Source organism: Devosia geojensis (assembly GCF_000969415.1).
GTDB lineage: Bacteria > Pseudomonadota > Alphaproteobacteria > Rhizobiales > Devosiaceae > Devosia > Devosia geojensis.
In genome coordinates, this window is the sequence record NZ_JZEX01000061.1 from 74,596 (window position 1) to 86,397 (window position 11,802).

Annotated in this window: 12 protein-coding genes; 10 read left to right on the forward strand and 2 right to left on the reverse strand. The window is 63.9% G+C overall.

The features are described from left to right. Genes VE25_RS06395 through VE25_RS06420 form a run of 6 tightly spaced genes read left to right on the forward strand, consistent with a single transcriptional unit; the run spans position 1 to position 5,429 of the window. Entirely contained in the window at positions 1-1,131 is a 1,131-nt protein-coding gene (locus VE25_RS06395) for a CgeB family protein (RefSeq protein WP_046107761.1), read from the forward strand. Then, complete coding sequence (locus tag VE25_RS06400) at positions 1,128-2,222, forward strand: CgeB family protein (RefSeq protein ID WP_046107762.1); 1,095 nt, start codon at positions 1,128-1,130, stop codon at positions 2,220-2,222. Before VE25_RS06395 ends, VE25_RS06400 begins: the two co-directional genes overlap by 4 nt. Further along, on the forward strand, positions 2,219-3,343 hold the full coding sequence (locus tag VE25_RS06405) for a CgeB family protein (RefSeq protein ID WP_046107763.1): 1,125 nt from the start codon (positions 2,219-2,221) through the stop codon (positions 3,341-3,343). The genes VE25_RS06400 and VE25_RS06405 overlap by 4 nt, the downstream gene beginning before the upstream one ends. After that, entirely contained in the window at positions 3,340-4,374 is a 1,035-nt protein-coding gene (locus VE25_RS06410; protein ID WP_046107764.1) for a UDP-glucuronic acid decarboxylase family protein, read from the forward strand. Before VE25_RS06405 ends, VE25_RS06410 begins: the two co-directional genes overlap by 4 nt. After that, positions 4,371-5,126 (forward strand): TIGR04290 family methyltransferase, encoded by a 756-nt coding sequence (locus VE25_RS06415; RefSeq protein ID WP_046107765.1) that lies wholly within the window; start codon positions 4,371-4,373, stop codon positions 5,124-5,126. The genes VE25_RS06410 and VE25_RS06415 overlap by 4 nt, the downstream gene beginning before the upstream one ends. A 60-nt stretch (positions 5,127-5,186) precedes the next feature. Next, on the forward strand, positions 5,187-5,429 hold the full coding sequence (locus tag VE25_RS06420) for a hypothetical protein (protein WP_046107766.1): 243 nt from the start codon (positions 5,187-5,189) through the stop codon (positions 5,427-5,429). A gap of 91 nt (positions 5,430-5,520) precedes the next feature. Here VE25_RS06420 and VE25_RS22920 read toward each other — a convergent pair whose 3' ends face one another. Both VE25_RS22920 and VE25_RS06425 read right to left on the reverse strand, forming a co-directional pair. Continuing rightward, positions 5,521-5,697: a hypothetical protein gene (locus VE25_RS22920; protein ID WP_160299956.1), complete on the reverse strand. Its 177-nt coding sequence runs from the start codon at positions 5,695-5,697 to the stop codon at positions 5,521-5,523. Between the two features lie 220 nt (positions 5,698-5,917). Then, on the reverse strand, positions 5,918-6,988 hold the full coding sequence (locus VE25_RS06425; protein ID WP_083988765.1) for a LacI family DNA-binding transcriptional regulator: 1,071 nt from the start codon (positions 6,986-6,988) through the stop codon (positions 5,918-5,920). 190 nt (positions 6,989-7,178) lie between these two features. On the opposite strand from VE25_RS06425, the gene VE25_RS06430 reads away from it, so the two are divergent. The 4 genes from VE25_RS06430 to VE25_RS06445 all read left to right on the forward strand — a co-directional run bounded on the left by VE25_RS06430 (position 7,179) and on the right by VE25_RS06445 (position 11,788). After that, the gene (locus tag VE25_RS06430) at positions 7,179-8,462 is read left to right on the forward strand and encodes an ABC transporter substrate-binding protein (RefSeq protein WP_046107767.1); all 1,284 of its coding nucleotides are present in this window, start codon (positions 7,179-7,181) and stop codon (positions 8,460-8,462) included. Between the two features lie 80 nt (positions 8,463-8,542). After that, a complete protein-coding gene (locus VE25_RS06435) occupies positions 8,543-9,436 on the forward strand; it encodes a carbohydrate ABC transporter permease (RefSeq protein ID WP_046107768.1) in 894 nt (297 codons plus the stop codon). 4 nt (positions 9,437-9,440) lie between these two features. Beyond that, positions 9,441-10,280: a carbohydrate ABC transporter permease gene (locus tag VE25_RS06440; protein ID WP_046107769.1), complete on the forward strand. Its 840-nt coding sequence runs from the start codon at positions 9,441-9,443 to the stop codon at positions 10,278-10,280. Positions 10,281-10,318: 38 nt separating this feature from the next. Then, positions 10,319-11,788 (forward strand): alpha-L-arabinofuranosidase C-terminal domain-containing protein, encoded by a 1,470-nt coding sequence (locus tag VE25_RS06445; RefSeq protein WP_046107770.1) that lies wholly within the window; start codon positions 10,319-10,321, stop codon positions 11,786-11,788. Positions 11,789-11,802: the final 14 nt, after the last annotated feature.

The window sequence follows — 11,802 nt, forward strand, 5'->3', positions numbered from 1 at the left end:
ATGAAATTCGTCTTCTACACCCACTCGCTGGTCTCGGACTGGAACCACGGCAACGCGCATTTCCTGCGCGGCGTGATGCGCGAGCTGATCCGCTACGGCCACAAGGCGATGGCGCTGGAGCCGGCGGACGCGTGGAGCCGCCGCAATCTGCTCGCAAGCATCGGACCGGCCGCGGTCGAGCGGTTCGCCGACGATTTCCCGGACCTCACCTCCCGCCAATACGACGCTCGCTTCGATCACGAGGCGGCGCTCGATGATGCCGACGTGGTGATCGTCCACGAATGGACCGATCCGACGCTCGTCGCCCGTGTCGGCCGGATGCGTAAGCAAGGAGGCGAGTTCACCCTGTTCTTCCACGATACGCATCACCGCGCGGTCTCGTCGCAAGGCGATATCGCTAGACTCGACCTCTCCGGCTGTGACGGCGTGCTCGCCTTCGGCGAAACGCTGCGCCAGCGCTATCTACGCGCCGGCTGGGGTCGGCAGGCCTTCACCTGGCATGAGGCGGCGGACGACCGGCTCTTCCGCCCGCAGCCCGACATCGTGCCGACCCGGGATCTCATCTGGATCGGCAATTGGGGCGATGACGAGCGCACCGCCGAAATCGGCGAATACCTGATTGGTCCGGCACGGGCGCTTCGGCTGAGGGGTACGGTACGCGGCGTGCGCTATCCCGAAAGCGCGCTGGCGCAGCTGCGCCATGCGGGCCTCGACTACGGCGGCTGGATCGCCAATGCCGACGTGCCGCGGGCGTTCGCGCGCCATCGCGTTACGATGCACATTCCGCGCCGGCCCTATGTCGCCGGGCTCCCGGGGATACCGACCATACGCATGTTCGAGGCGCTGGCCTGCGGCATTCCGCTGATTTCGGCGCCCTGGGAAGATACCGAGGAACTCTTCCGCCCCGGCCGGGATTTCCTTTTCGCCCACAGCGGCGCCGAGATGACGCAGCTGCTGCGCGAGGTGCTCGAGGACGAGGCGCAGGCCACCTCGCTTGCCGCCTCCGGCCTCGAAACCATCCGCTCCCGCCACACCTGTCGGCATCGCGTCGACGAGCTCATGGCCATTCTCGCCAATCATGGCACCGCGCGTGTGCGCGACGCTATCGCTGCTAGGGAAGCTGCCCAATGAAAATCGCGTTCTATGGATCGAGCCTGCTCTCCGCCTACTGGAACGGCGCCGCGACCTACTATCGGGGGCTCCTGCGCGCGCTCGCCGAAAAGGGGTACGACATCGCCTTCTACGAGCCCGACGTCTACGACCGGCAGAAGAACCGCGACATAGACCCTCCCGACTGGTGCCGCGTCGTCGTCTACGACGGCACCGTGGAGGCGCTGAGGAAGGTCGCGGCCGAGGCGGCGAAGGCCGACATCGTCGTCAAGGCAAGCGGCGTCGGCTTCGAGGACGACCTGCTTCTTGCCGAGGTGATGGCGGCGGCGCGACCGCAGGCGATCAAGGTCTTCTGGGACGTCGATGCGCCGGCGACGCTCGCTGAAATGCAGGTCGCTCCCGGTCACCCGCTGCGCAGGGCACTCGCCTCCCTCGATCTCGTCCTCACCTATGGTGGGGGCGAGCCGGTGGTTGGCGCCTATCGAAGCTTCGGTGCCGCCGAATGCGTGCCGATCTACAACGCGCTCGATCCGCAAACCCATCATCCGGCACTGCCCGATCCGCGCTATGCCGCCGATCTCGGCTTCCTCGGCAACCGCCTGCCGGACCGGGAGGCGCGGGTGGAGGAATTCTTCCTCGATCCCGCCGCGCGGCTGCCCGAACAGAAATTCCTGCTCGGCGGCTCCGGCTGGCAGGATAAGCCCATGCCGGCCAATATCGCCTATGTCGGTCACGTGCCGACCGGTGCGCATAACGCCTTCAACGCCACGCCCAAGGCGGTGCTCAACATCTCGCGCGCCAGCATGGCCGCCAACGGCTTCTCGCCGGCCACCCGCGTGTTCGAAGCGGCGGGCGCCGGAGCCTGCCTCATCACCGACTATTGGGAAGGCATCGAGCTCTTCCTGTCGCCGGACGACGAGGTGCTCGTGGCGCGTGACGGGGCGGACGTGGCGGAAATCCTCGCCGGCCTTACCTCTGAGCGGGCGGAGAGCATCGGCAAGGCCGCGCTCGAACGGGTGCTGGCCGACCACACCTATGCCCGCCGCGCCGAGGAGGCGGACCGCGTCTTCCGGCGGGTGGCCGAGCAGCGCGCCATGGAGGCTGCCGAATGACCCGCGCGTTCGACATCGTCTTTGTCGGCCTGACCCTCTCCTCTTCCTGGGGAAACGGGCACGCGACCACCTACCGCTCGCTGCTGCGCGGGCTCGAGGCGGAAGGCGCGGATGTCCTCTTCCTCGAGCACGATGCACCGTGGTACGCCGAAAACAGGGACCTGCCGCGTCCGGATTTCGCGACGCTTGCCTATTACTACGACGCCGAGGAGCTCGTTTCCCTCTTCGCGCCGACCATCGCCCGCGCGGACACGGTCATCGTCGGCTCGTATGTGCGCGAGGGCGTCGACGTCATCGACGCACTGGCAGATCTCGGGCCGAAGCGCCTCTGCTACTACGACATCGACACGCCCGTGACGATGGCACGGCTTGTCCGCGGTGACGAGGAGTATCTCGCACGCCGCCAGGTACCGCTGTTCGATGCCTACTTCTCCTTCTCGGGCGGACAGGTGCTCGACCGGTTGGAGGAGGAGTTCGGGGCGCGCCGCGCGCTGCCGCTCTACTGCTCGGTGGACGAGAGCCACTACCGCCCGACCGGCGACACGCCGGTCTGGGACCTCGGCTATCTCGGTACCTACAGCCCTGACCGGCAGCCGATGCTCGACCGGCTGCTGATCGAACCTGCGCGACGCTTGCCGCATATGCGCTTCGTCGTCGCCGGTCCGCAATACCCCAGGCAGATCGACTGGCCGGAGAACGTCGAGCGCATCGAACACCTGCCGCCCGACGGGCATGCGGGCTTTTACGCCCGGCAGCGCTTCACCCTCAATATCACCCGCGCCGACATGGTCGCCGCCGGCTGGTCGCCGAGCGTGCGCCTCTTCGAGGCAGCCGCCTGCGGCACGCCCATCATCAGCGACGCCTGGCGCGGGCTCGATGAGCTGCTGCCCGAAGGCGAGGCGATCTTCATTGCGCACGACAGCGACGATGTCGTCACGGCCTTGACCGAGTTACCCGCCGCCCGCCGCGAAGCCATCGCGGACGAAGCGCGCCGGCGCGTCCTGCAATTCCACACCGGCCGGGCGCGGGCGAGGGGGCTCCTGAGGGCGCTCTCTGCGATCCCTTATCGAACCGGCATCCGGCCGGAGAGGCCGGTAGTCCTAGTGAGAGAGACACAATGAAGATCGATACAATCCGTCATCGCAAGACCATCCTCGTCGCCGGCGGCGCCGGCTTCCTCGGCTCGCACCTTTGCGAGGCGCTGATCGGGCAGGGACATCACGTGATCTGCCTCGACAGCTTCCTCACAGGGCGGCCGCAGAATATCGAGCCGCTGCGCAACCATCCGCGTTTCGAGCAGATCGAGCACGATATCTGCGATCCCATCGCGCTCGATCGGCCCATCGATCAGGTCTACAATCTCGCCTGTCCGGCATCGCCCCCGCACTATCAGGCGGATCCGATCCACACCATGATGACGAGCGTTGCCGGCACCGGGCAGCTTCTACGCCTGGCCGAGCGGTACGGCGCGCGATTCCTGCAAGCCTCGACCAGCGAGGTCTATGGCGACCCGGAGGAACATCCGCAGCGCGAGAACTACTGGGGCCACGTCAACTGCACGGGGCCACGCGCCTGTTACGACGAGGGCAAGCGCGCCGCCGAGGCGCTCTGCTTCGATGAGCTGCGCTCGCGAGCGGTCGACGTGCGCGTCGCACGCATCTTCAACACCTATGGTCCGCGCATGCGCGCCGACGACGGGCGGATCGTCTCCAATCTCATCGTCCAGGCCCTGCGCAATGCGCCGATGACCATCTACGGCACCGGCAGCCAGAGCCGCTCGTTCTGCTACGTCTCGGACCTGATCGCCGGGCTCATGGCCCTGATGAACGTCGAACCGAACCCCGGCGTGCCGGTCAATCTCGGCAATTCCGGCGAGTTCACCATTGCCGAGCTCGCCAAGATGGTGACCGCAATGGTTCCGACGACCTCGTCGATCATCCATGAGCCGCTCCCTGTCGACGACCCGCAGCGCCGCCGTCCGGACATCACCCGGGCGAAAGCCATTTTGGGCTGGGAGCCCAAGGTGCCGCTCGCCGAAGGCCTGCCGGCGACGATCGCCTGGTTCGCCGCCGACCTGGCGGAAAGCGAGCCGGCGCCGCCGCTTGTCGCCGTGGGCCGGACGCGCGGGACCATCGAGGGGATTGCCGGATGAACCAACAGCAAAGCAACGCCACCCTTGCCCGGCGGATCGCCGAACTCGGCCCCTGGTTCCACAACATGCGGATCGGCGGCATCGCGACGGCGCCCGACCACTTCCTCGGCGACTACCCGGCGTTCAAGTGGGCAAAATTCAAGCAGGTGGTGCCGGAAAACCTCGAGGGCAGGAGCGTTCTGGATATAGGCTGCAATGCTGGTTTCTATTCGCTCGAGATGAAGCGGCGCGGCGCGGGGAGGGTGGTTGGGATCGACTCCGATCCGCACTACCTGCGCCAGGCGCAGTTCGCCGCGGAGCAGGCGGACACCGATATCGAATTCCGTCAGATGTCGGTCTATGACCTGGCAAGCCTCGGCGAGCGCTTCGACCTCGTCATCTTCATGGGCGTCTTCTACCATCTGCGCCATCCGCTCCTTGCGCTCGACCTCATCCACGAGCACGTGGCGCGCGACCTGATGCTCTTCCAGTGCATGCAGCGCGGCGAGGCGAAGGCGGGCGAGGTGGAACTGGACTTTCCATTCGCCGAGGAGGAAGCCTTCGAGCGTCCGGATTTTCCGAAGCTCTTCTTCGTCGAGCACCGCTTCGCCGGCGACCCGACGAACTGGTTCGTGCCCAACAAGGCGGGCGTGGAAGCGATGCTGCGCAGCGCCGGCTTCGTCATCGAGGCCAACCCCGAGCGCGAGGTCTATCTCTGCCGGCGGGGCGGGCGCCCGGAAGCCGTCGAGCCGCCGCCGAACATTGCGTCCTGAGCTATCCAGCAACTTGCAATCTTTCGCGCATCCTTTTGCTTGGTTTGAGGATTGTTCCTCATGCAGGAGGATCAGATGCAGGTACTGGTATTGATCTCCAAGGCCAACGGAAGCGAGCAGAGGCCAACTCTCCTGGTGTTGCGCAACGAGTCCGACGCGGCCATCCCCAAGCACCTGAAAACCGTCGAATGGATCTATTTCGCGACGGTCGCCATTGACGACAAACTGCTCGGCGCACCGCCGGAGGCGGTGGCGGCAGACCTCGAGCGGCAGGGCTACGCCCTCGTTTCGCCCACCCACTAGCGCGTCGGGCCGATATCAACATGCAAGCCGCTGTGGAGCGTTGTAATGGGCGGCAGCGATTGGTGAATTCCGCGGCTTGGCGCCCGCATTTTCAGTCGTTGCGGTCGGGAGACTTTGGCTGGCCGCCGCGATGAGGATCCTTGCCGGCGGCGCGGCTGCTCTGCTGCGGCCGGCCATTCTTGTGCTGGTCGCCGCTCCGGTTGCCGCCATGGCTCCCTTGCGAACTCTCCTTGCCGGTGGCCACCGGCATGCGCTTATCCTTTACCATTCGCTATGTCCTTTCATTGGCCCCGTGCCCTCATGCCTTGTAGGTGCCGACGAACTCGGCTTCCTCGAGCACGTGCTTGCGCGCCTCGCTCCAGACCTCCGCCGCGCCCGCTTGCGCAGGAACGGTCAGATTGGGAACGTCGAGCGCCGCCAGGCGGTCGTGATCGGCCGGGATATTGAAACATCGTGCAGTGGTGGAACGTACCCGGGGGCGGCGGTAGCTATTTGGTGGCGCGAATTTCGCGGGCCGTCTGAAGAAGATCGTCTGAGTAGTCTTCCACACTCGAACCGCGCACGATGAGCCTGGTGTCCACCAAAGCGGACGTATTGCCTGGCTTTTGTCCGCTCATCAATTCGATCAGCATTTCCGCCGCCAGTTTTCCGGAGGCGTAGGGCTCGCTTGTCACGGTCGTCAGTGCCGGCCTGAAGAACCGGGCCGCGCTGATGTCATCGACGCTTGCTACGGCGATGTCGCGCGGGATGAGGTACCCGGCGTCCTGGACCGCGGCCATGGCGCCCATCGCCACAGCGTCGCTCGTGGCGAATATCGCGTCGGGTAGCGGCGTAGCGCCGAGCAGGTCGAGCATGGCGGCATAGCCGCTTTCCATGCTGAAATTGGCGTGAGTGACAAGCGCGGGCTCGATCGGGAGTCCTGCCTTGCGCATCGCCTCCACATACCCCCGGAAGCGAAGGTCGACTGCATAGATCCCGGACTCAGCGTAGGCGATATGCGCGATGCGACGTCGGCCGAGCGAGATCAGATGTTCGGTGGCCACAAACCCGATCTTGAAATCGTCGATGCGGACCGAGACCTCCTCCTTGAGTCCTTGCGATCCCATTACGACGACGGGCCGACCCGACTTTATGAGCCGGCGGAGAGATTTGTCACCGTAGTTCGGATTTTCTACGATCATCCCGTCGATGCGTCCGGAGTCCATCAGGTCTCCGAAGGGATCGCCACTGCCTTCGCGAATGCTCTCGACCAGGACCCGGTAGCCTTGGTCACGTGTGGCCTCGAGAATGCCCTTGAGCAGCGGGAGCAGGAAGGGGTCGACCCCGATCAGATCGAGGTCGCGGATGACCAGACCGATCGTCTCCGTTCGTCCCCGGACAAGGCTGCGACCAGCTGCGTTGGGCCGGTAGTTGAGTTCTTTGGCGGCCTTGCGGATTCTTTCCTGCGTTTCGTCGCTGAGACGAGCCTTCTTGGCGTTTCCACCCAGCACCAGGGACACGGCACTGCGCGAAACCTCAGCGCGACGCGCCACATCCGATGCTGTAGGTGCCTTGGTCATCGTTCCTTTATGAGTGGCAAATATGCGATTGACAACTGCGGTCAAGGTAGCTTAGCTAACTCGTGTTAGCAACATAGTTCCGGCGGCGATGCCCTTATAGCGAAGACGAGATCGGGCAGGGGGAGCGCAACAAGATGAGCGGTTTGCTAACACGAGTTAGCAATGGAATTGCTAAAGGGAGGATTTAGACATGGTTCGCAGTTCGATCACCGGCAAGGTGCTGAGGGGCGTGGCGGTGGGGGCGCTGTCGCTGGCCATCGGCGCCACTGGCGCAAACGCCGAAACGTACCACTACATCACGGCCAAGCAGCCGAACGGCCCGGTGCTTCAAGCGCTTATGGATGTGGTCGCCGAGTTCAAGAAAACCCATCCCGACTTCGACATCACGCTCGAGCATATTCCGGATCGCCCCGCCTACCTGCAGAAGATCAAGATCCTGGCCACCAGCGGCGAGCTTCCGGAGCTGTTCGATGCCGATGCCGAGCCATATTACGAGGATATCGTCGAAGCGGGTCTCGTGGCCAATATCGGCGAGATTTTCGACGAGATCGGCATCACCGACAAATACATTCCCTTCGCGCTCGATTACGAGCGCTTCGACGACGGCAGTCTCTGGCTGATCCCGTGGGAGGCCAACGTCGAGTACTTCTACTACCACAAGGACATGTTCGAGGCCGCCGGGGTCGACCCCCCGGCGACGATCGGCGACTTCATGGATGTCTGCACGACGCTCGGCGAGTCTGGCGTTACTCCGGTCTCCGTAGCCGGCAAGGAAGGCTGGCCGATGTACCGTTACCTGTCTATGCCGTCCTGGCGGCGGATGGGCAATGAGTTCCTCGACAGGCTCAAGGTGGGCGAGATCTCGATGGGCAGCGAAGCGGGCCTGGAGGATGCACAGTTCTTCCAGGAACTCGGCGCCAACTGCTTCCAGCAGGGCTTCGCCTCGGCGGACTATACCACCGCGCTCAACATGTTCCTGAGCGGGCAGTCGGCGATCTACTACGTCGGCACCTGGGAGTTGCACAGCCTGCTCGACGAGAACAGCGAGCTCAAAGACGACATCGCTTATTTCAAGATGCCCATCATCGACGAGAACGATGCGACTGGTCCCGACGATTTCTACGCACACTCGGGCATCGGTACCGCCATCAGGGCCGATGCCGCAACCGACGAGATGAAGGACTTCCTGGCCTTCCTCGCGGACCGGTTCGGCGATATCAGCCACCACACGTATGGCGGCCTGCCTTCGCTCAAGATCGAGGTGACCGACGAGATGCCGCAGATCTATAAGGACATCCTCGCCGACATGGAAGCGGTCGGCGAATACGCCCGCGTCTGGGACGTCAAACTCGATGCCGCGACGGTCGACACCCTGTTCCGGCAGAGCCAGTTGCTCGGCCTGGGCGAGATCACTCCTGAGCAGTTCGCCGAGGAGATCGACCGCTCCATCCAGCAGTACGTTTCCGGCCAGTAGGCTTTCTCATCTCACGACGTCCTCCACGCACATCCTTCTCCCGCCCGCGGGAGAAGGGACTACTCGAGAGGAGGCGCATCTTGCGCAAGAATAAGCTGCTGGGTACGCCCAGCTGGGCGGGGTGGCTCTTCGTGACGCCGGCGCTGGTGTTGTTTACCGCGGTCGTCATCGTTCCCATCGGTTGGTCCTTCTATCTGAGCCTCGGGGCCTGGAACGGCCTGGGTAAGTGGCGGTTCACGGGGATAGCCAACTATCTCAACATGCTCGGCGACACCGTTTTCCGCCAGGCATTGCTGAACAACATCTTCTTTTCCCTGGTGGGCTCGGCGGTACAGCTGGTGGTGGGCATGGCGATGGCCGTGTCTCTCATCAGCATCGCCAGGTTCCGCAACGTCATCCGCGTCGCCTATTTCCTTCCGGCAGTGATTTCGTCCGTGGCGATTTCCCAGATCTTCGTGCAGCTGCTTTCGGCTGACCCGGAAGGCTTCATCAACGGAGCCCTCAAGTCGGTGGGGCTGGGAAGCTTTGCGCAACCGTTCCTGTCCAACACCGGGCTTACGCTGCTGATCGTCACCTTGGTGGACGCCTACAAGTTCTGCGCCATCTACATGGCCATCTTCTACTCGGCCCTGGTGTCGCTCGATCAGGACGTGCTCGCGGCCGCCGAGATCGACGGCGCCAACTGGCTGCAGCAGCTTTTCCTGGTGCGGCTGCCGCTCATCTGGGCGACGATCGCCGCCAGCGTCGTCCTGGTCGTCAGCGGAACGCTGCGCGGTTTCGACATCCCCTTCGTGATGACCGGCGGCGGACCTGGCACATCCAGCGAACTCGTCTCCACCTACATGTACAAGACATTGTTCCGCCAATCCAATTTTGGCTACGGTAGCAGCCTGGCGATCTTCCTCGTCATCGAATGCCTCCTGATCGTGGTGATCATCCGGAAGGCCTTCAGCGCCACCGAGAAGACCGGTTAATCACATGACATCTCGTCTCAAGCTCACCACCTGGCTGCCTGTTCTCCTGGTCGCCATTTTCCTCGTCATCCAGCTCTTCCCGGTCATCTGGGTCATCTCGGCCTCGCTGCAGACGCCCGAAGCGCTTGCTCGAGGGCCCTCCAACCGGCTGATCCCCGATACCCTCTACCTCGGGAATTACGTGCGGGCCTTCGATACCAGCCCGCTGCTGCAGTACCTGCTCAACAGCACGATCATCGCCGTGCTGACGATCGGATTGACGATCATCCTTGCGGCTCCCGCCGCCTATGCGATCGAGAAGATGCGGTTTTCCGGCAGCCGGATCGTGCTGAACTACTTTCTGCTGGGACTGATGATCCCGGTCTTCGTTTCGCTGCTGCCGATCTTCCAGTCGCTTGGTTTCTTTGGATTGCGCAACACCTACTGGGCCGTGGTGCTGCCGCAGGTCGGCTTCCAGCTGCCGGTGGCGATCTATCTCTATACCTCTTTCTTCAGGGGCATTCCCAATGAGCTTCTGGAGGCGGCGTCAATCGACGGGGCGGGCGTGTTCCGCACCTTCTGGTCGGTGGCGGTTCCCCTGTCGATCAACGCCACCATCACCATCGTCGTCTACAATTTCATCTTCGTCTGGAACGAGTTCGTTTTCGCCAACACGTTCCTGACCAACGACGCCATCAAGACCCTGCCCGTGGGCCTCAACGACTTCGTCAGCGACATGGGGCGCCGCGACTACGGCGCCACGTATGCGGCCATCGTGGTGTCGGTCCTGCCGACGGTGGCGCTCTACCTCTTCCTCAACCGCAGGGTCATCGACTCCATGACGGCCGGCGCCGTCCGCGGCTGATCGAACGCAACACCAACATGACCACAGCAGAGGGAAAAATGGGTGCCAACACCACGACCATAATTGCAGACTCGCGCCTCGGCGGGCAGCGCTGGGACCGGATGATCTTCGGCCACTTCATCGAGCACTTCCATACCCAGATCTATGGCGGTCTCTATGAGCCCGGCTCGCCCCTGGCCGATGACCGGGGTTTCCGCACCGACGTCATCGAGGCCATGCGCGAGCTCAAGGCGCCCGTGATGCGCTGGCCGGGCGGCAATTACGTCTCGGACCACCATTGGTACGAGGCCGTGGGGCCCAATCGCATCCCGTCCTACAACAAGGCTTGGCGCGTTCCGGAGCCCAACACCTTCGGCACCGATGAGTTCATCGCGTGGTGCAAGGCGGTCGGTTGCGAGCCCTATATCTGCACAAACGGGGGCAACGGCACCGCCGAGGAAATGAGCAACTGGGTCGAGTACTGCAACGGCCGCTACGACACCCGCTATGCCCTGCAGCGCCAGCAGAACGGCAACCGGAAGCCCTTCGGCGTGACATACTGGGGTATCGGCAACGAAAGCTATGGCGATTGGCAGATCGGCGCCAAGACCGTGGCGGAATGGGGTCCCTACGTCGCCGAATCCGCCAAGATGATGCGGGCGGTCGACGAGGACATTATCCTCTCGGCCGCCGCCGTGCCGGACACCGAGTGGACCCTGGCGCTGTTGCGCGCCGCCGGTCGCTATCTCGACCTCATCTCCATCCACGGCTATTGGGATCACACCCATCAGGTCAACGAGCCCAAGGACTACCTGACCTGCATGATGCGGGCCGAAGAACCCGGTCAGATGATCGAGCGGACGCGGCACGTCATCGGTGCCGCCGGTTTCACCGACAAGGTCAAAATCGCCTTCGACGAATGGAACCTGCGCGGCTGGCACCATCCGGACGGCACGGGCCAGGACAAGATCGACGCACGCGATCTCAACGACCTGCCCGAGACCTACACCATGGCGGACGCCCTGTTCTCGGCCTCGTTCCTCAACGCCTGCCTGCGCAACGCGAATGTCGTCACCATGGCAAACGTCGCCCCGAGCGTGAATACGCGCGGGCCGATCTTCGCTCACAGAGACGGCCTCGTGAAGCGCACGACCTTCCACGCCATGAAGCTCTATGTCGATCACGTCCGTGAACTCATGGTTCCCACCGACGTCGCCGGTCCGCGGCTCCAGCACGGCGCCAGGAGCGTCGCCACCGTCGATGCCGTGGTCAGCAAGGACGGGACCGGCAGCACCATCACGCTCGTCAACCGCGATCCGGTGGCCGCGGCGGAATGCCGGATCATCCTCGATGGCCAGGTGCTCACGGGCGCGTGGTCGGCGATCATTCTCGATGGAGATTCACCGGATGCATTCAACTCGATTGACAAGCCCGATGCCGTCGCGCCCCGCAGCGTGACCATGAAGGACGCGGCCGGCTCTTACTCCATCCCGCCGCATGCGCTCTGCATGCTGCAGATCCCCGCATAATCCGGAGACGCAGA